The sequence below is a fragment of the Erwinia plantamica genome (assembly GCF_043420595.1).
Taxonomy (GTDB): domain Bacteria; phylum Pseudomonadota; class Gammaproteobacteria; order Enterobacterales; family Enterobacteriaceae; genus Erwinia; species Erwinia aeris.
Genome location: NZ_JBGCUC010000025.1, coordinates 35,683 through 54,124 on the forward strand (window position 1 = coordinate 35,683; position 18,442 = coordinate 54,124).

The following is an 18,442-nucleotide window of genomic DNA, read 5'->3' on the forward strand; positions in this document are numbered from 1 at the left end:
GAGACATGGCCGATATGCAACGCCGTGGACTTTACATCAATGGCCGCGAAGAAGCGGGTCAAGGCGAAACATTCACCACCATCAACCCCGCTAATGGCGAAGTGCTGGCGGAAATCACCTCGGCCAGCCAGCAGGATATCGATCGCGCGGTCGCCTCCGCCGAAGCCGGTCAGCGTATCTGGCGTAGCTATACGCCGGTTGAACGTAGCCGCGTACTGTTAAAAGCCGTGGCGCTCTTGCGCGAGCGCAACGATGAGCTGGCCGCGCTGGAAACGGCCGACACCGGTAAACCCCTGAGCGAAACGGAAGCGGTGGACATCGTAACCGGCGCGGACGTGCTGGAATACTACGCGGGCCTGGCCGTAGCGGTTGAAGGCGAATCCATCCCGCTGCGCGACAGCGCGCTGGTCTACACTCGCCGCGAGCCGCTGGGCGTTTGCGCCGGTATTGGCGCCTGGAACTATCCGATTCAGATCGCCATGTGGAAAAGCGCGCCCGCGCTGGCTACCGGCAACGCCATGATTTTCAAACCCAGCGAAGTCACGCCGCTTACCGCGCTGGAGCTGGCAAAAATCTTCACCGAGGCTGGTCTGCCGGACGGCGTCTTTAACGTGGTGCAGGGCGCCGGAAGCGTCGGCCAGGGCCTGAGCCAGCATCCGAAAATTGCCAAAGTCTCCTTTACCGGCGAAGTCAACACCGGCAAACGCGTAATGGCGGATGCGGCGCTGGCTAACCTCAAGTCGGTCACGATGGAGCTGGGCGGTAAATCGCCGCTGATTATCTTTGAAGACGCTGAGCTGGAACGTGCCGTAGACGGCGCCATGATGGCCAACTTCTACAGCACCGGCCAGGTCTGCACCAACGGCACGCGCGTGTTTATTCATCGCTCTTTAAAGGCGGAGTTTGAAAAGCGTCTGCTGGAAAAAATGCGCGGCATCAAGTGCGGCGATCCGACTAAGCCGGAAACCAACTTCGGCCCGCTGGTCAGCGAAGAGCACTGCCAGAAAGTGGTTAGCTATATGGAAATCGGCAAGCAGGAAGGCGCGCGGGTGCTGGCAGGCGGTTCCCGTATCACCGAAGGCGACATGGCGAAAGGCTGTTACGTGGAGCCTACCGTCTTCACCGACTGCACCGACGAAATGCGTATCGTGCAGGAAGAGATCTTCGGGCCGGTTATGAGCGTGCTGGTCTTTGATGACGAGCAGGAAGTTATCGATCGCGCCAACAACACCGAATACGGCCTGGCCGCAGGCGTGTTCACCACCTCGTTGAATCGCGCGCACCGCGTTATTCATCAGCTGGAAGCGGGCATCTGCTGGGTGAACAGCTGGGGCGAATCGCCTGCGCCAATGCCGGTCGGCGGCTATAAGCAGTCCGGCGTGGGGCGTGAGAACGGTCTGGAAACGCTCCATCACTATACCCGCACCAAATCCGTACTGATTGAAATGGGCGACTATCCGTCCGCGTTTTGATGGCGGTTTTGCGCTTATAACACTTTTTTGCTGCGGCGCAGGCCGCAGCGTTTTGGAGGTTTAATGCAGAAATTTGATTATATCATTATCGGCGCCGGCTCGGCTGGCAACGTCCTGGCCACGCGACTGACTGAGGATGCTGACGTATCGGTACTTTTACTGGAAGCAGGCGGCAAGGATCACCGCTGGGATTTCCGTACCCAAATGCCAGCCGCTTTGGCTTATCCGCTGCAGGGAAAACGCTATAACTGGGCTTATGAAACCGATCCTGAGCCGAAAATGAATAACCGCCGCATGGAGTGTGGACGCGGGAAAGGGCTTGGCGGCTCCTCACTGATCAACGGCATGTGCTATGTGCGCGGCAACGCGATGGATTATGACAACTGGGCCAGCAAAAAGGGCCTGGAGAACTGGTCATATCTGAACTGCCTGCCTTATTTCCGCAAGGCGGAGAAGCGCGATATCGGTGAAAACGATTACCACGGCGGTGACGGCTACCTGAGCGTCACCACGCCGAAAAAAGACAATAATCCGCTGTTCCGCGCCTTTATCGATGCGGCGGTGCAGGCCGGTCATCATGAAACCGACGATATGAACGGCTACCGTCAGGACGGCTTCGGCCCGATGGATCGCACCGTTACGCCGCAGGGCCGTCGCTCCAGCACCGCGCGCGGCTATCTGGACGTGGCGAAGCAGCGTTCAAACCTGACGATTGTTACCCATGCGCAGACCGACCGTATTCTGTTTGAGGGCAAAACCGCCGTCGGCGTTTGCTGGCTGCGCAACGGCAAACAAGAGCAGGCTACCGCCACGCGTGAAGTGCTGTTGTGCGCGGGCGCTATCGCCTCGCCGCAGATCCTGCAGCGTTCCGGCGTCGGCCCGGAAGAGTGGCTGCGCGAGCTGGATATCCCGGTGGTTCACGCGCTGCCGGGCGTAGGCCGCAACTTACAGGATCATCTGGAAGTTTATATGCAGTTCCGCTGCAAAAAGCCGGTCAGCCTCTATCCGTCGCTGCACTGGTGGAACCAGCCGGCAATCGGCGCGGAATGGCTGTTCAGCGGCACGGGTATCGGCGCCAGCAACCAGTTTGAAGCGGGCGGCTTTATCCGCAGCGACGACAAGCCGGACTGGCCGGATCTGCAGTATCACTTCCTGCCGGTCGCCATTAACTACAACGGCAGCAGCCCGGTGCAAGAGCACGGCTTCCAGGCGCACGTTGGCCCGATGCGCTCGATGAGCCGTGGTCGCGTCAGGCTGACCTCAAAACACCCTTACGCCGCGCCGTCGATCTTCTTTAACTACATGTCGGAAGATCGCGACTGGGAAGAGTTCCGCAGCGCGGTGCGCCACACGCGTGAAATCATGCGTCAGCCCGCGCTGGCTGAATACTGCGGCGAAGAGATCCAGCCGGGCGCGTCGGTGCAGACCGACGAGCAGATTGACGCCTTTATCCGCGATCATGCCGAAACGGCCTATCACCCTTGCGGCAGCTGCGCAATGGGCAATGACGAGATGGCGGTAGTGGATGCGGAAGGCCGCGTGCACGGGATGCAGAAGCTGCGCGTGGTGGATGCTTCGATTATGCCGCAGATCACCACCGGCAACCTGAATGCGCCCACCGTGATGATCGCCGAGAAAATGGCCGATCTGATCCGGGGCCGTACCCCGCTGGCCGCTTCCAAAGCGGATTACTATCGCCTGGCGCGCGAAAAAGCCGAGGCTGAGCAGGCACAGGAAGAAGGCGTGGCCTGATAGCTGCCGCGTCCCGAAAGCTGGCAAACCAGCCTGCGGGGCGCTGTCTGCCGTACCTTAATAAAAAATGCACGTAACGGCTATGCAGCCCGTTGCGTGCATTTTTGTATCAGCCAGCCTTCGGCAAAATTGCCTGATTGCCTGATTGCCTGATTGCCTGATTGCCTGATTGCCTGATTGCCTGATTGCCTGATTGCCTGATTGCCTGACTGCCTGACTGCCTGAGTATCTGAGTACCTGACTGCCTGCCTGAACGCCTGACGGCCCTGAACACGTAGCTGTTTGCACGGCCTTACTCTCCGCTTTTCATCATAGAACCAGACGACCGCCGCGCCGCGTGCTTTCTGGTCGTGGTTGGTTATCCTGTCTATAGTGTGCTCCATGCAGGCCTTTTCTTCTTATATCGGCAATGTCTGCCCGTACTGGTGGGCAAAGCCATAACGTTAGCGAAGGCAGCCCCTGAAACCTCTTTGACCGGGACAGCGCATGGCTGAGCGACATATTGTAATTATTGGCGGCGGCTTTACCGGCACAACGCTGGCTATCCATCTTGCCCGCCTGGGCGAGGCGGGCTTAGCGGTAACGGTGATTGAACCGCGCGCGCAGCCGGGACAGGGTGTCGCTTACAGCACCCCGGATCCGGCGCACCGTATCAATGTCCCCGCCGCCCGAATGCAGCTCTCCGCAGCGGAAGAAGGGGATTTTGCGCGCTGGTATCAGCAGTCCGGCGCTGACCGACAGGATCCTGCCGCTCACTGGCATGACGGCAAAGTCTATCCGCAGCGTGGCTGGTTCGGCGCTTACGTGGCGGACCAGTTTCGCCTGGCGGCCCAATCCTGCGTCAGGCTGACGCACTGTCAGGACCGGGCCGTGGCGCTGCGTGACGGGCTGGTTACTACGGCTTCCGGCAAAACATTTCGGGCGGATGAGGTGGTGCTGGCCATCAGCCATCCGCCGCCCGCCGTGCCGCAAAGCGTACAGCAGGCGCTGGGCGGGCATCCGGGGCTGATCGCCAATCCCTGGCATCCGCAGGCGCTGGCAGCGGTCGGCGTAAACGAGCGGGTGGTCATTATGGGCACGGGCCTGACCATGGCCGATATGGTCGCTTCGCTTGCCGCGCGGGGGCACCGTGGCCCGGTCACGGCCTTTTCAAGGCGGGGCCAGCTGCCGCGCGACAACGTCAGCGGCGACTATGCGCCCCGATTGCTTGATTATCGGCAGGCGCCCGCCACCGCGCGCGGCTGGCTGCGGCGGGTGCGTCAGGAAGTGGCTCAGGCTGCGGCAGAAGGCCAGCCCTGGCAGCTGGTGCTGGACGACATTCGCGCGCACGCGCAGCAGATCTGGCAGCAATTGCCGCTAAGGGAGCAGCGCCGCTTTCTGCGTCATTTACGATCCTGGTGGGATGTGCATCGCTACCGCATTGCGCCGCAGGTCAGCCAGGCCTTGCAAACCTGGCAACGCAGCGGCCAGCTGCGCGTGCTGGCAGCAAGGCTGGCCGGGGTTGGGGCGCAGGGAGAACAAATCGCGCTGAGGTTGGGGCCGCGCAAAGGCGCGGAAGTCTGTCTTATCGCAGACAAACTGATCGTCACCACCGGCCCGGCACATAATGCGCTGCTGACCAGTGACAGGCTGCTTAGCCAGCTGGCGGAAGAGGGCATAATCCAGGCCGATCCGCTGGCGCTGGGCATCCTGGTCGACGCGCAGTCGCGCACCCTGAATCGTCAGGGCACGGCCAATGCGCACCTGCACGTGGTCGGGCCAGCGGCGCGCGGACGCTTTGGCGAACTGATGGGCCTGCCGCAGGTGGCGGAACATGCCGAAGCGGTGGCCCGTCAGCTGGTTGGTGCCGCGCCGTTTACGCCGTGACGGGGCTGCGTTTCGCCGTCGCGGGCTGAACGGAAGGCACCGTTAACGCTGTTCCACTCGCGGCTGCGCTTTACCGTCGCGGGCTTAGCGAGAGGCACAGACAGCATAGCTGCTACATGCGCACGCGGCGGGAAAGCGCCACCACCAGCAGCATCAGCACCGTAACCATGATAAAGGCTACCGGCAGCGAGCTAAGGTGAGCGACAAAGCCAATGGTGGCAGGCCCGGCCAGCACGCCGATATAGCCCAGCGTGGTGACGGCCGGGACGGCGGCGGCCTGCGGCATGCTTTTTTGCCTGCCGATAGCGGTGAACATCACCGGCACGATATTGGCGCAGCCGATGCCGATCAGCATATAGCCCACCAGCGCAACGTGCCAGGAGGGGACGATCACCGGCAGCGCCAGCCCGACGGCGGCGGTCAGCGCGCCCAGGATCACCACTTTTTCGCGGCCGAAACGCGCCACGATGCGGTCGCCGGTCAGCCTGCCCACGGTCATCGCGGTAGCAAAGCAGGCAAAGCCTAAGCCGCCCAGCGTATCCGGCATATCGCGGTGTTCGGTCAGGAATACCGCACTCCAGTCCAGCACCGTGCCTTCTGCCAGGAACACGGCAAAACAGATCGCGCCAATGGTCAGCACGGCGCCGTGCGGCAGGGCGAAGGCCGGGCCTTCCGGCGGGTTAGCGTAGGTCAGCAGGCCGCGAAAGCTGTAACCCAGCAGCAGCAGCGAAACCACGGCGGCCGCCAGGCTGGCGGCAAAGGGCGACAGTCCACTCGCCATCAGGCCGCTGACCGCACCCGCGCCCGCAATGCCGCCCAGGCTGTAAAAGCCGTGGAAGCCGGACATCATCGGCTTAGGCGCCGCTTTTTCCACCAGGATCGCCTGCACGTTCATCGCGCAGTCGGTGGTGCCCACGCCCATGCCGAACACCAGCAGCGCCAGCGCCAGCAGTACAGGGCTGGGGATCACCGAGAGCAAGGGCAGCATCAGGCAGAAGGCCAGCGTGGCAACGGTCATCACCGCCCGGCAGCCAAAACGCGTGGTGAGATGGCCTGTCAGCGGCATCGCCACCAGCGCCCCCACGCCCAGGCAGAGCAGCAGCATTCCCAGCGTGCCGTCGTTGACGCCGGTATTCATTTTGGCGAAGGGCACCAGCGCGGACCAGCCAGCGGTGGCGAAACCCGCCACAAAAAACATGGCTCGCGTGGCGTTCTGCTCGCGTCTTGCGGGCGTTTCTGCGGCGGACTGGTGCAGCGTGTCGACATGGTCAGGCATGAGCGGTGATACTCCGGGTTAAATTAAGCGTCAGTTTAAGATAGACAAAATTTGCGAGTGCAGGCGAGGGCAGCCGCTGGCGATAACCTGGCCGCCCTGTTCAGGCCGACCGCCATCCGGGGTAGTCACTACGCCGCCTGCCAGCTCAATCAGCGGGATCAGCGCCACAATGTCATAAGGCTGAAGGGCGAACTCAACGCAAACATCGATTTTACCGGCGGCCAGCATCGCCATGGCATAACATTCGCCGCCGTAACGGGTCATCAGCACGGCCTTATCCAGCGCGTCAAACTTCAACGACGTCTGCCCCAGCGATTCCGGCGAGGTGGTATGTAAAATAGCCTGATCCAGCGGGGTATCCCGGCGGGTTTGCAGGCGAACTTTGCCATAAGGGCCTTCAGCCCATGACTGCGAGCCGTCGGCATAAAAGCGTTCGCCGGTAAAGGGCTGGCTCATCATTCCCATCACCGCGCGGTCGTGATGCAGCAGGCCGATTAACGTGCCCCATACCGGCAGACCACAAAGAAAAGGCCGCGTGCCGTCTATGGGATCCAGCACCCAACAAGGCGCGCGCTTGTCGCCCGCTTTGAGGCCAAATTCTTCACCCATCACGGCATGCGTGGGATAGCGCTGCGCGATAAGATCCCGCATGGCTTTTTCCGCTTCGCGATCGGCAAGGGTAACCGGGTCGAAACGAAAACCCTCTTTAGGTTTAGTGCTGATGGCAAGGTTTTCACTGCTGCGAAAGCGCGGCAGCGTTTGCTGGTCGGCTGCGTCGGCCAGTTCATGCAGAAAAGCGATATCAGGAAGCTTCATGCGGCGACTCCTTCGGGACGAGGGAAAGTTGACAACCTCTGAACGGATGATAGTGTATGCCGTATTGTGCGTTTTTTAAAGCTCGTTTAAGAGGTTTTATGCTCGATTATGCAGCTTTCCCGCAACAGCGGCAGTCCCTGATCCGCCAGGAGTTGCAAGAGAAGGGACGGGTAGTCTGCGCGACGCTGGCCGAACAGCTGGGCGTTTCCGAACATACCGTACGCCGGGATCTGCAGGAGCTGGCGCGCGAAGGGATTTGCAAAAAGGTGTATGGCGGCGCGGTCAGCGTGCTTGCCTCGCAGGGCGATCTGCTGGCGAGGACGGAAAAAAACGGTGCGGAAAAAGCGCGTCTGGGGCTGGCGTGTAGCCGTCTGGTTAAGCCGCAAAGCGTGATATTTATCGACGCAGGCTCTACCAACCTGGCTTTTGCCCGCGCGCTGCCGCCGGAAATGGCGCTGACGGTGGTCACCCATTCGCCCATTATCGCGGTGGAGCTGATGAAGCTGCCGCGCTGCGAGACGATCGTTATCGGCGGTCGGCTGCACACGGCAACGGGCGGTAGCCTGGGCATCACCGCCTTCTCCCAGATCCGCGACATTCGTTTCGACCAGCTTTTTCTGGGCGGCTGCGCGCTGGACAGCGAAGAGGGCTTAACGGGATTTGATTATGAAGACGTGGAGTTTAAAAAAGCGCTAACGGGCCGCAGCGATGAGATTATCGTCGCCATGACCAGAGAAAAAATTCCCGGCGTAGCGCGTTATACCGTGGTGGCCTGCGAGGCGCTTACGCAGCTGGTGGTCGAGGCGGATCTGCCGGCGGATACGCTGGCGGCCTTCAGGGAAAAAAATATCGCACTGGTGCATCCGTAGCTTGCCTGAGCATCCGAAGCAGCACCTATGGCGTTCGCCTTCTTACCCGGGCGGGCAGATAAATGTGCGGCGTTTCCGTCAGCTTGCCGTCAATCAGGCCGGTCAGCGTTTCAAAACAGCGCCAGGCCAGCTGGCGGTTATCCTGCATCACGGTATCGATTTTTACCGACAGCGCGTCGTAAAGGTAGTGATCGTCAAAGCTGCACAGCCTGACGGGCGCCGACAGTAAATGATGCTGGCTCAGGTAGCGCAGCACCCCTTCCTGCAGCCCGCAGGCGGCGCAGAACAGCGCCTGCGGCACGCGGCCCAGCCGCATAACCAGCTCGGCAAACATCTCGTAGCCCGAGCTGGCGTTGTAATGGCCGTGCAGGATCCATTCCGGTTGCACCGCCAGACCGGCCTGTTCCAGCCCCTGACGAAAACCGGCCAGGCGATCGCGCGTCGGCGAAATGCGCGGCTGGCCGCCAAAAAAGTAAAATTCCTCAACTTCCCTGGCGATCGGCTCGACCAGCGTCGCCGTAGAGATAATCGACTCAGAGATCACCAGCGGTAGCGTGGAGTCGCCCAGATGACGGTCAAACAGCAGCACCGGCAGCTGGCGGCTGAGCTGCTGATACTCGCTGTCGTTCAGCTGGCTGGAGGCGACGATCAGCCCGTCGACCTGACGCTGGATCAGATTGTTGACCGCCAGCGTTTCCTGGCTGCTGTTTTCGTCGGTGCAGGCGATTAAGAGCTGTAAACCGGCGTCGCGGCACAGCGTTTCCAGCGCGTGAGAAAAGGTGGCGAAGCCGTGGTTGGTCATTTCCGGCACCACCAGCCCGATGGTATGGCTGCGCGAGTTGTTCAGCGCCCGCGCGTGAATACTGGGCTGATAGTGCGTCATCTGCGCGATCTCCATCACCCGCTGGCGGGTCGCTTCGGCCACGCGCAGCTCTTTGCCACGGCCGTTCAGCACCAGGCTGGCGGTGGATTTGGACACGCCAGCCAGGCTGGCGATATCGTTGATGGTCACGCGTTTCGGCTTATTCACAGGCATTCGTATCAGGGGAGTCAGCGCATTATACTACCATGCCTGAACGGAGTTGCCAGTAATCGACGGTCAGGCTGGCTTCGCCTTGCCACACCACTTCCGGCACGGCATTCGGGAAATAGCGCGCCGACATCACACCTTCGCCGTCGTTGATAAAAATCTCAATGCTGGAGCGATCGCAGAGAATTTGCAGGTGAGAAACCGCGCCCGTCCAGTAGCGATGTTCTGTCTCGCCGCTGCGCAGATTGCGGCGGCTCAGCGTCAGGCCGTCCTCGTTGCAAACCAGCGTCAGCGCCTCGCCGAAGCAGGCCGACCAGCTACCCCTCGAACCAATAACCAGCTCGGCGCGTTCAACCGGCAGCGTCGGCAAAGAGGCGGCCCGCTGCTGATAGCGCGACCGCTGCTGGCGCAGCTGCTGTAACTCGCGCGCCGGACGCTGCATCAGCCGATCCTGCTCCAGCGTCAGCTCGCGCGGGCAGGTCATAATATGTATCCAGCCGCGGGCTACGGTCGGCTGCAACAGTTCTTCGGCGTCCGGCACGCCCATCCAGCCGATAAGCACTCTGCGCCCGTCATCGCTGAGCGTGGTTTGCGGCGCATAAAATTCAAAGCCGTGGTCCAGCTCGCAGAACTCGCCGTGCGGGAAGCGGGCCGCCGCGTAATCCAGCCTGCCGATAAAATAGCCGCTCTGGTGGGCGTTGAGCCATTTTCTCTGCTGCGCGGGCAGGCCCTGCGGGCAAACCAGCAGCACATCGCGATCGCCCAGCGCGAACAGGTCAGGGCATTCCCACATATAGCCAAAGTCGCCCAGGCCATTAAGCTGCGATCCGGCAATTTCACCCAGCAGCGTCCATTCATGCAGCGATTCGCTGCGATAAAGCAGCACTTTCCCTTGTTCTTTCAAATCCTGCGCGCCGAGCACCATATACCAGCTATCCTGATGGTGCCAGACTTTCGGGTCGCGCACGTGGCCGGTGTAGCCCGGCGGCAGCCCGATAACCGGGCCGGTTTTGGTCACATCGCCCGCATCGTTCACCGTTGCCATGCACTGCCAGGCGGTGCGGCCCCCGGAAAATTTCACGTTGCCGGTATAAAACAGGGTCAGCGTGCCGTCGTGATCGACAGCCGAACCGGAATAGCAGCCGTGGCTTTCATACGTTTCGGCCGGGACCAGCGCCAGCGGCTCATGCTGCCAGTCCAGCAGGTTAGCCGAGCGCCAGTGGCCCCAATATTTGGCGCCGTGCGCGCAGGCCAGCGGATTCCACTGATAAAAAAGATGCCATTCACCCTGAAACTGAATAAAGCCGTTGGGATCGTTCATCAGGCCGGTCTGCGGCGAAAGGTGCCAGGCGGGACGATGCGGATCTTCGCTGGCGTTCCTGTTCATCACCGCCTTAAGCGCGCGATTGATCAGCTGTGCTTCGCTCATGCTTTGTCCTCAACGTTGTATTTCAGCAGCAGGGAAAGAATAAAAGCGGTGCCGAAGGCCAGCGCCATGCCGATGATATAAGAAACCAGCGAGCTGGCCTGCACGATAGCCATGCCAGGCAGCGCGGTCAGGCCGACGGCGGTCATGCCCACGTGCATCAGCACCACAAAAGCGCCGCCGACCGCGCCGCCGACGATCCCGGCGATAAAGGGCTTCATAAAGCGCAGGTTCACGCCAAAAATAGCCGCTTCCGTAATGCCTAACAGCCCGGAGAGCGCGGAGGGAAGCACGATGCTGCGGATCTTCACGTCGCGGGTTTTAAACCAAACGGCCAGACAGGCACCCGCCTGCGCGATGTTAGCCATCGACCAGATCGGCAGCAAAAAGTTGACGCCGATGGCGGGATTGCCCAACAGGCCCGCTTCGATAGCGTGGAAGCTGTGATGCACGCCGGAAATAACAATCACTGAGTAAAGCCCGCCGAACAGCAGCCCGGCCAGCCAGCCCGCGTGGGCGATCAGCGTGCTCAGCACCAGCGAAATGCCGTCGCCCAGCGCGCGGCCTGCCGGGCCAATCACCAGCATGGCGACGAAACCGGCGATAATTACCGTTAAAAACGGCGTCAGGATAATATCCAGCGCGTTGGGAATGATTTTCCGCAGCCGCTTCTCAACCAGGCTCATAAACCATACCGCCAGCAGCACCGGGAACACCGTGCCCTGATAACCGACCATCGCGATATCCAGGCCAAAGAAGTTCATGGTCTGTACGCCGCCCGCCACGCCCCAGGCGTTGGTCAGCGCCGGATGGGTGAGGATGCCGCCGAGCGTCGCGCCCAGGTAAGGGTTGCCGCCGAATTCGCGGGCGGCGGTAAAGCCAATCAGGATCGGCAAAATAATAAACGCGGCGGAGCTGAACATATCCAGCATAATGAACAGCGCGCTGCCTGCATCGACCCAGCCGTAGGTTTTCATCATGCCGAGCAGGCCCATCAGCACGCCGGAGGCGACGATGGCCGGGATAATCGGCACAAAAATATTGGAAAGCAGCCGCGCGATGCGCTGGGCGGGATTGAGCTTGCGGGCCGCGACGGAAGCCGCCTCGCTTTTGCTTGATTCGCCAATCCCGGCGGTCTGGATAAAGGCGGCGTGCACCTTATTCACAATGCCGCTGCCGAAAATCACCTGCATCTGTCCGGCGTTCTGGAAGCAGCCTTTTACGCCTTCCAGCTCGCCGATCGCTTTTTTATCCGCCAGGCTGTCGTCTACCAGCACCAGCCTTAAGCGGGTGGCGCAGTGGGCGGCAGAAGCGATGTTTTCCCGGCCGCCGAGCAGCGGCAGCAGCTGGCGGGCAATCTGTTCAAAATTCATGTGTTTCCCCTGAAAGTGGTCGATCAGAACCAGGTTTCCATCTGGACGCCGAAGTTCCATTCACCGCCGGCGGTAAAGCCGCTGGTACCAAAAGCGTCGTCGCTGGCGTAGCGATCTAACGCGTTATCCCAGTCCATCCAGCTGGCAAAGAAGCGAATTTCCGGACGGCTGAGGAAGTTGCCGATATCGCCAGGCTTAAAGGTGGGCGCAAAAGTCAGCTTGTAGAAGCCGCCGCTGACGTTCTGACGGCTTTTGAATCCCTGAGGATCGAGATCCATGTACTGATAGCTGCCCTCGTAAGCCAGCATAAAGTTTTCGTTGATGCTCTGAAGCAGGCGGGCGTTAGCGGTCACCCAGCGGTAGCTGTCGCCGGCAACGTAGCGATCTTTGCTCTGCTGCGCGAGCAGGGCCGGGGCCAGGCTCCAGGTTTGGTTTAGCGGGGTCATGCCGTAAGAGGCCAGACGCCAGGTGCTGGCGCTGTCGGTCAGGTTGCCGTCGGAGCCGATGCCTTTTACCTCGGCGCCTAAGCCGTGCCCGTAAAGCAGCGCCGTTTTCGACTGGCCGTCGCGCAGGCCGTAAAAGCTGTCGCCGTGCCAGGCGAGCATGGCGTGAACGCCGCTGTCGCCTGCGTTATCGCTACGCACGGCGGTGTTGACGCGCTCATCGTTATCTTTGGCGCGCAGGCCGCTGAGCATAAACTGCAGCGGCCCGCTGAAAGTGTTGGCGGTCACAATGTAGTTCTGAATGGTGTTATCGATAGTTTCGATATCGCCAAAGTTGCGGCCGTAGACGGAAAGGTTGCTTTTCACGCCGTCCGCCCAGCGCACGTCATAAATCCCGCCGCCCGTTCCGGCCAGAAACACCACGTCAGAATCCAGCCAGTGAATATCGAAATTGTCGCGATCGAAGCGTTTCCCGGCCCACAGCGTGCTGTCAGCAAACATGCCTTTAAAGGTCGGCAGGCTGCCCAGTTCAACAAAGGCCTGGCGGATATTGAGATCGCTGCTGTCCGCCGTCCAGTCGTTATAGTCGCTCTGGCCGTCCGCCAGCATGACCTTAAAGCGGGTGGTCGCGCCGTTAGCCAGCTGCGTTTTGTGCTCCATGTTAATTTCAACATAGGTGTTGTTTTCGTTGCCCAGACGGCCGACCGCGCCGCCGGTTTCGCCTGCTGGCGTCAGGTAAGGGCCGCTTTTGGTCGAAGAAGCTGAATCGTTCATAATCAGGCCTGAGCGGGCATAGGCATGAAACTCGAAACCGTCCGCCAGCGTTTTCTCCGCCGGTCTGACCGCCTGCGGCTGGTCGGCAGGCGACGGCGCAACCGGCGGCTGCGGGCCAGCTACGACGGCAGGCGCCTGCGCCGAGCCTTGACGAATAGCGGGTGGGGTCTGAGGCGTGTGCGCATCGGATGCCGTCGCGGGAATGGCGGCTGCCGGAGCGGTCTGCGCCAGACGCTGTTCGGCCAGGCGGGCGCGGCGTTCAGCCTCATCGGCACGCCGCTCCGCTTTTTGCAGCCTCGCCTCCAGCTGGTTAAGGCGTCGTTCAACGGCGCTGAGATCGCTGTCGGCCTGGCTTGTTTGAGGAAGAAACAGCGCTGCCGTGACCGCCAGCGCAACAGGGTTTATTTTTAACATCCGCCATTCTCCAGAGAATTTACCGTTTAGCTAAACCGGTTCGATAAGGAGAGTAGAGAACAGCGACCAGCGTGACAAAGGATTTTGTTGTTACGATTTCGTTATTGTGACGGGCCTGGCATTTTGCAGCTGGCTCGCATAGGGCAGCGCGGTCATTGCCCCTTTAGCGGTGGTGGCCAGCGCGCCGCACTGCTGAGCCAGCCCGACGGCCGCCTCAAGATCGCGAGGGCGTAAAGGATCCGCTTCGCGCATCAGTCCTGCCAGCAAACCTGCAACAAAAGCGTCGCCTGCGCCCGTGGTATCAACAGGCTGCACCTTCGAGGCGCTAAACCGACGCTGTTCGCCTTCATGCCAGACGATAACGCCTTCTTCGCCCAGGGTAATCAGCAGCAGGGCGGGACGGAAGCGGGCGGTGAACAAGGCCAGCGCGGCCTCGGTTTCCTGCTCGCCGGTCAGCAGCTGTAGCTCATCCAGCGACAGTTTAACCACATCCGCCAGCACGAAAGCCCGCTCGACCACCTGACACATTTCCTGATGGTCGTGCCAGAAATCTTCTCGCAGATTGGGATCGAAGCTGACCCAGCCTCCGGCGGCGTGAATACGCTCAACGGCGGCGAACACCGCGCTGCGTGACGGTTCGGCGCTGAGGGCTATTGAGCAGAAGTGTAGCGCCTGGCCTGCCGCAAAATCGGGCAGGTCGTCCGGCGTTAAGAAAAGATCGGCCGCCGGGCGCACCATAAAAGTGAAGGTTCGTTCGCCCTGATTATCCAGACCCACCACCACGGTAGAGGTACGCTGTTGCGGCAGCTGGCGCATAAAATCCGTGTTAACCTTTTCCTGACGCAGGACGTCCTGCAAAAATGCGCCAAAGGGATCGTCGCCTACGCGGCCGATAAAGCCGCTGTCGCCGCCCAGACGAGCCACGCCTACCGCCACGTTGGCGGGCGCGCCGCCAGGGCACTGTTGCAAATGATTATTTTCCTCCGGCAGCAGATCGACTACCGCATCGCCTAAAACCCAGACTCTGTTCATTACGCCTCCTGTGAATGTAAGCTTAAAGCTAAACCGCTTTAGCGATAATAACAACTGCCCAACCGTCAGAGAGCGGAAATTGGGCAAACGAGGAGAAGCGCTAAAGCAGGCGGCAAGAAGATGGCCGGAGACGAAATCACGTCGTTGGCGGTCGTCTTATTCGTCTGGCAGCAGAATGCTGATGCCTGGTTATGTAGGACGTTTGCGGTCGTGCTGGCTGACAGGCGCCAGGGGATTATGAGCGGGGCGTTGGCGGTCGTCTTCCCTGACGACGCGGGATGATTAGCTGTCGTCATCCCGAATGGAGGACGGATGGCGGCACAGCGGCTCAATAGCCATGGTCATATAAGGGTAGAGCGGCAGGCCGGTAAGCAGCTCGTGCAGCTCGTCATGGCTTTCCACATCGAAAATGCTGACGTTTTTGAACTGGCCGGCCACGCGCCAGACGTGACGCCATTTACCGGAGCGCTGCAGCTGTTGCGCATAGGCTTTTTCCTGCGCTTTGATTTCCGTAACGCGCTCGGCCGGCAGCGAGTCGGGGATAGCAATGGTCATTTCCACTTTAAACAGCATACCTTTTTCTCCTTAATCTCAGTAAATTGCCGGGTATTTTATCCGGCAAAAGGATCAGATATCGGTTTTCTCGCCGTACTCGCAAAGATCCTCAATCAGGCAGGAGCCGCAGCGCGGTTTGCGGGCAATGCAGGTGTAGCGGCCGTGCAGGATCAGCCAGTGGTGACAGTCTACTTTGAACTCTTTTGGCACCACTTTTAGCAGCTTTTCTTCTACCTGCTCAACGTTCTTCCCCGGCGCGAATTTCGTGCGGTTGCAGACGCGAAAGATATGGGTATCCACGGCAATGGTCGGCCAGCCGAAAGCGGTATTCAGCACCACGTTCGCCGTTTTGCGGCCCACGCCCGGCAGCGCTTCCAGCGCCTCGCGGCTTTCCGGCACTTCGCCGCCGTGCTGCTCCAGCAAAATACGGCAGGTTTTAATGACGTTCTCCGCCTTGCTGTTAAACAGGCCGATGGTCTTGATATAGGCTTTGACGCCGTCGACGCCCAGCTCCAGCATGGCGGCGGGCGTATTGGCAACCGGATAGAGCTTTGCGGTCGCCTTGTTAACGCTGACGTCGGTGGCCTGCGCCGAGAGCAGCACGGCGATCAGCAGTTCAAAAGGCGTAGTGAAAACCAGTTCCGTAGTGGGATGCGGATTGTTATCACGCAGCCGCACTAAAATTTGCTGACGTTTATCCTTGTTCACAGCGTGCTCGGTGCTCCTTTCGGCAGGCTGGCTTCTGCCGCCCTGCGGGCCGCACGGGCCTTCATCTTGTTATCAATCAGGTATTTCGCGGCCAGCAGCATCCCCAGGCCGATAAACGCGCCCGGCGGCAGCATCGCCAGCAGCATTGGCGAATCAAAATGCACAACCTGCACGCGCAGCACTTTCGCCCACGGGCCAAGCAGCTGATCGGCGCCGTTGAAAATGGTGCCGTTACCGATGATTTCACGCAGCGAGCCCAGCACGAACATCACGCTGGTGGCGCCCAGGCCAATGGCCATGCCGTCCAGCGCGGCCAGCGGCACGCTGCTGCGCGAGGCGACCGCTTCGGCGCGGCCCACCACGATACAGTTGGTGACGATCAGCGGGATAAAGATGCCTAACGACTGATAAAGCCCGTAGGCATAGGCGTTGATCAGCATCTGCACGCAGCTCACCACGGCAGCGATAATCATCACGTAAATCGGAATACGGATATCGGACGGCACCCAGCGGCGCGAGGCGGAAATCGCGCTGTTGGTGCAGGTCAGCACCAGCGTGGTGGCCAGGCCGAGGCCCAGCGCATTGGTGGCGGTAGAGGTGACCGCCAGCAGCGGACACAGGCCCAGCAGCTGAACCAGCGCCGAGTTATTTTTCCACAGCCCGCCGATCAGCAGGGTTTTGGCTTCACTCATTGGAGTCTCCACAGGTTGGCAGCGAGGCAAGCTGCCCCGGCAACGTTTCAACAAATAGCGTAGTGCGTTTTGTCGCATTCACTACCGCGCGCGGTGTGATGGTGGCGCCGGTAAACTGATCGAAATCGCCGCCGTCTTTTTTCACCGCAAAATGCTTATCATCTTTACCGCTCAGCCTGACGCCGCTGAAGCTTTCAATCCAGTTGGAGATGCGCAGCTCTATTTTATCCCCCAGGCCCGGCGTTTCATGGTGTTCCACCACGCGCACGCCCAGTACTTTTCCGTTGAAGTCCGCGCCGACCAGCATCTGAATGGCACCAGAATAACCGTCGGGCGCGGTAGTCTCAACCGCTGCCGCCACCGGCCGGTCATCTTTGCGCGCCAGGTACAGGCGGTGTACACCGCTGCCCAGCGCCGGATTAGTGACGCTGTAACACTCCTGCTGAATCGGATTATTATACAGCTCCGGCGGCACCACCTGATCCAGCAGGCTTTTTTGCTGTAGCGTGGTCTGGTGGTCAATAGTCGGTTTGGTCACGCTGTTGATCACTGCGGTCAGACCGGTAGTGACGGCGGCGAACAGCGCCAGCGTCACGCCATTTTTACGAATCGCATCCAGCATTACTTTTCCTTACGATGGCCGTAAACGCGCGGCTGCGTGTAATAGTCGATCAGCGGCACGGTGATATTCGCCAGCAGCACGGCAAACGCCACGCCGTCAGGATAGCCGCCAAAGCTGCGGATAAGCCACACCAGCAGGCCAATCAGCACGCCGTAAAGCAGGCGGCCTTTATTGGTGGTCGAGGCCGTGACCGGGTCGGTGGCGATAAAAAAGGCGCCGAGCATGGTTGCACCTGAGAAAAGGTGGATCGCAGGCGATACCAGGCTTTCGGGCGAAAAGAACCAGCCGAGGGTGGAGAAGAGCGCCAGCGACAGCAGCATACTGGCCGGGATATGCCAGCGAATGCTGTTGGTGAGCAGCAGAAACAGACCGCCGACCAGATAGCCGATATTTACCCACTGCCAGCCCAGGCCGGCAATAACGCCGCTGTAAATGGGCAGGGCATGCAGCTGCTCCGCGCTGTGCCCGGCGCGCAGGCCGGTTTTAAAGGTATCCAGCGGCGTCGCCTGGCTGACGCCGTCTACGCCGATTTGCAGCTGCTGCATAGTGTGGCCATCAAGCGTCGACCCGTGAAAAATCATCTGCAGCGTGTCCCAGAAGGTGGGCGTGACCGACTGCAAAGCGTCCGGCGGTAGCCAGCTGGTCATCTGCACCGGAAAGGAGATCAGCAGCACCACATAGCCCACCATGGCGGGGTTGAAAGGATTCTGTCCCAGGCCGCCATACAGCTGTTTGGAGATCACCACGGCGAAGAGGGTGCCGATAATTATCACCCACCACGGCGCCAGCGGCGGAATACTGATCGCCAGCAGCAGCGCGGTCAGCAGTGCGGAATTATCGCCCAGCGTTTTGCCTAACGGCTGCTTGCGCAGCTTAAGGATGGCGGCTTCGGCACCGATGCCCGCCGCCGCGGCAATCGCGATTTGAATGAGGGTGCCCCAGCCGAAAAACCAGCACTGAGCCGCGATGCCGGGCAGGGTAGCCACCAGCACCAGCAGCATAATGGTGCTGGTGCTGCGGCGATTATGGGTGTAAGGCGAACTAGCGATGCGAAAAGCCATTTAATCCTCTTGCGTAGAATGCTGCGCCTTACGCGCTTTAACGCGAGCGATGGCCGCCGCCACTGCCGCTTTGCGGGGATCGTCATGTTCTGACGAAGGGATAGTCGTCGCCTGCGCGACCTGTTCCGCCGTTGTGGCCGCCTGGTGCTCTTCGACTCTCTGCTCGATATCGTCCGCAGCGGCTGCTTTCGCGGCCGCCGCTTTCTTCGCTTTGGCGCGGGCAATTGCGGCCTCAACGGCTGCCTTGCGCGGATCGACCTG

General features: G+C 60.6%; 16 protein-coding genes and 2 pseudogenes. 4 read left to right on the plus strand and 14 right to left on the minus strand.

The window, feature by feature from the left end; translation table 11 throughout:
- The first annotated feature begins 14 nt into the window (after positions 1-14).
- The 3 genes from betB (at position 15) to AB3U87_RS20200 (ending at position 5,090) form a co-directional block, all read left to right on the plus strand.
- Complete coding sequence (betB, locus tag AB3U87_RS20190) at positions 15-1,472, plus strand: betaine-aldehyde dehydrogenase (RefSeq protein ID WP_253460990.1); 1,458 nt, start codon at positions 15-17, stop codon at positions 1,470-1,472.
- Positions 1,473-1,535: 63 nt separating this feature from the next.
- The gene (gene betA / locus AB3U87_RS20195; protein ID WP_394150277.1) at positions 1,536-3,224 is read left to right on the plus strand and encodes a choline dehydrogenase; all 1,689 of its coding nucleotides are present in this window, start codon (positions 1,536-1,538) and stop codon (positions 3,222-3,224) included.
- 486 nt (positions 3,225-3,710) lie between these two features.
- Positions 3,711-5,090 (plus strand): FAD/NAD(P)-binding protein, encoded by a 1,380-nt coding sequence (locus AB3U87_RS20200; protein WP_394150279.1) that lies wholly within the window; start codon positions 3,711-3,713, stop codon positions 5,088-5,090.
- A gap of 112 nt (positions 5,091-5,202) precedes the next feature.
- Here AB3U87_RS20200 and AB3U87_RS20205 read toward each other — a convergent pair whose 3' ends face one another.
- Together AB3U87_RS20205 and AB3U87_RS20210 are read right to left on the minus strand one after the other, a co-directional pair.
- Entirely contained in the window at positions 5,203-6,366 is a 1,164-nt protein-coding gene (locus tag AB3U87_RS20205; protein ID WP_370733985.1) for an MFS transporter, read from the minus strand.
- 30 nt (positions 6,367-6,396) lie between these two features.
- Positions 6,397-7,182, minus strand: coding sequence for an inositol monophosphatase family protein (locus AB3U87_RS20210; protein WP_394150281.1), 786 nt, complete (start codon positions 7,180-7,182; stop codon positions 6,397-6,399).
- A gap of 98 nt (positions 7,183-7,280) precedes the next feature.
- On the opposite strand from AB3U87_RS20210, the gene AB3U87_RS20215 reads away from it, so the two are divergent.
- Positions 7,281-8,051 (plus strand): DeoR/GlpR family DNA-binding transcription regulator, encoded by a 771-nt coding sequence (locus AB3U87_RS20215; protein ID WP_253454371.1) that lies wholly within the window; start codon positions 7,281-7,283, stop codon positions 8,049-8,051.
- On the opposite strand, the pseudogene AB3U87_RS20220 reads toward AB3U87_RS20215, so the two are convergent.
- The 12 genes and pseudogenes from AB3U87_RS20220 to AB3U87_RS20275 all read right to left on the minus strand — a co-directional run.
- A pseudogene (locus AB3U87_RS20220) lies at positions 8,033-8,080 on the minus strand (hypothetical protein); the annotation flags it as partial. The gene AB3U87_RS20215 and the pseudogene AB3U87_RS20220 overlap by 19 nt on opposite strands.
- Positions 8,077-9,081 carry a LacI family DNA-binding transcriptional regulator gene (locus tag AB3U87_RS20225; protein ID WP_301253439.1) on the minus strand — a complete coding sequence of 335 codons (1,005 nt, stop codon included), beginning with the start codon at positions 9,079-9,081 and terminating at the stop codon, positions 8,077-8,079. The pseudogene AB3U87_RS20220 and the gene AB3U87_RS20225, both read right to left, overlap by 4 nt.
- A gap of 28 nt (positions 9,082-9,109) precedes the next feature.
- Positions 9,110-10,510: a sucrose-6-phosphate hydrolase gene (locus tag AB3U87_RS20230; RefSeq protein ID WP_394150284.1), complete on the minus strand. Its 1,401-nt coding sequence runs from the start codon at positions 10,508-10,510 to the stop codon at positions 9,110-9,112.
- Complete coding sequence (locus tag AB3U87_RS20235) at positions 10,507-11,880, minus strand: sucrose-specific PTS transporter subunit IIBC (protein WP_253454368.1); 1,374 nt, start codon at positions 11,878-11,880, stop codon at positions 10,507-10,509. Before AB3U87_RS20235 ends, AB3U87_RS20230 begins: the two co-directional genes overlap by 4 nt.
- 23 nt (positions 11,881-11,903) lie before the next feature.
- The gene (locus AB3U87_RS20240) at positions 11,904-13,511 is read right to left on the minus strand and encodes a carbohydrate porin (RefSeq protein WP_253454367.1); all 1,608 of its coding nucleotides are present in this window, start codon (positions 13,509-13,511) and stop codon (positions 11,904-11,906) included.
- Positions 13,512-13,601: 90 nt separating this feature from the next.
- On the minus strand, positions 13,602-14,543 hold the full coding sequence (locus AB3U87_RS20245) for an aminoimidazole riboside kinase (protein WP_394150286.1): 942 nt from the start codon (positions 14,541-14,543) through the stop codon (positions 13,602-13,604).
- Positions 14,544-14,825: 282 nt separating this feature from the next.
- Complete coding sequence (catC, locus tag AB3U87_RS20250) at positions 14,826-15,116, minus strand: muconolactone Delta-isomerase (RefSeq protein WP_253454365.1); 291 nt, start codon at positions 15,114-15,116, stop codon at positions 14,826-14,828.
- A gap of 54 nt (positions 15,117-15,170) precedes the next feature.
- Positions 15,171-15,806 (minus strand): endonuclease III, encoded by a 636-nt coding sequence (gene nth, locus AB3U87_RS20255; RefSeq protein ID WP_253454364.1) that lies wholly within the window; start codon positions 15,804-15,806, stop codon positions 15,171-15,173.
- A complete protein-coding gene (locus tag AB3U87_RS20260) occupies positions 15,803-16,498 on the minus strand; it encodes an electron transport complex subunit E (protein ID WP_253454363.1) in 696 nt (231 codons plus the stop codon). The genes nth and AB3U87_RS20260 overlap by 4 nt, the downstream gene beginning before the upstream one ends.
- A complete protein-coding gene (gene rsxG / locus AB3U87_RS20265; RefSeq protein WP_301253434.1) occupies positions 16,491-17,120 on the minus strand; it encodes an electron transport complex subunit RsxG in 630 nt (209 codons plus the stop codon). Before rsxG ends, AB3U87_RS20260 begins: the two co-directional genes overlap by 8 nt.
- Positions 17,120-18,181 (minus strand): electron transport complex subunit RsxD, encoded by a 1,062-nt coding sequence (gene rsxD, locus AB3U87_RS20270; protein WP_253454361.1) that lies wholly within the window; start codon positions 18,179-18,181, stop codon positions 17,120-17,122. The genes rsxG and rsxD overlap by 1 nt, the downstream gene beginning before the upstream one ends.
- Positions 18,182-18,442, minus strand: a pseudogene (locus AB3U87_RS20275) (electron transport complex subunit RsxC); the annotation flags it as partial.

Excerpts from the sequence above, each read along its gene's own strand:
- betB (WP_253460990.1), top strand. The coding sequence starts at position 15 with ATGCAACGCCGTGGACTTTACATCAATGGCCGCGAAGAAGCGGGTCAA.
- betA (WP_394150277.1), top strand. The coding sequence starts at position 1,536 with ATGCAGAAATTTGATTATATCATTATCGGCGCCGGCTCGGCTGGCAAC.
- AB3U87_RS20200 (WP_394150279.1), top strand. The coding sequence starts at position 3,711 with ATGGCTGAGCGACATATTGTAATTATTGGCGGCGGCTTTACCGGCACA.
- AB3U87_RS20205 (WP_370733985.1), bottom strand. The coding sequence starts at position 6,366 with ATGCCTGACCATGTCGACACGCTGCACCAGTCCGCCGCAGAAACGCCC.
- AB3U87_RS20210 (WP_394150281.1), bottom strand. The coding sequence starts at position 7,182 with ATGAAGCTTCCTGATATCGCTTTTCTGCATGAACTGGCCGACGCAGCC.
- AB3U87_RS20215 (WP_253454371.1), top strand. The coding sequence starts at position 7,281 with ATGCTCGATTATGCAGCTTTCCCGCAACAGCGGCAGTCCCTGATCCGC.
- AB3U87_RS20230 (WP_394150284.1), bottom strand. The coding sequence starts at position 10,510 with ATGAGCGAAGCACAGCTGATCAATCGCGCGCTTAAGGCGGTGATGAAC.
- AB3U87_RS20235 (WP_253454368.1), bottom strand. The coding sequence starts at position 11,880 with ATGAATTTTGAACAGATTGCCCGCCAGCTGCTGCCGCTGCTCGGCGGC.
- AB3U87_RS20240 (WP_253454367.1), bottom strand. The coding sequence starts at position 13,511 with ATGTTAAAAATAAACCCTGTTGCGCTGGCGGTCACGGCAGCGCTGTTT.
- AB3U87_RS20245 (WP_394150286.1), bottom strand. The coding sequence starts at position 14,543 with ATGAACAGAGTCTGGGTTTTAGGCGATGCGGTAGTCGATCTGCTGCCG.
- catC (WP_253454365.1), bottom strand. The coding sequence starts at position 15,116 with ATGCTGTTTAAAGTGGAAATGACCATTGCTATCCCCGACTCGCTGCCG.
- AB3U87_RS20260 (WP_253454363.1), bottom strand. The coding sequence starts at position 16,498 with ATGAGTGAAGCCAAAACCCTGCTGATCGGCGGGCTGTGGAAAAATAAC.
- rsxG (WP_301253434.1), bottom strand. The coding sequence starts at position 17,120 with ATGCTGGATGCGATTCGTAAAAATGGCGTGACGCTGGCGCTGTTCGCC.
- rsxD (WP_253454361.1), bottom strand. The coding sequence starts at position 18,181 with ATGGCTTTTCGCATCGCTAGTTCGCCTTACACCCATAATCGCCGCAGC.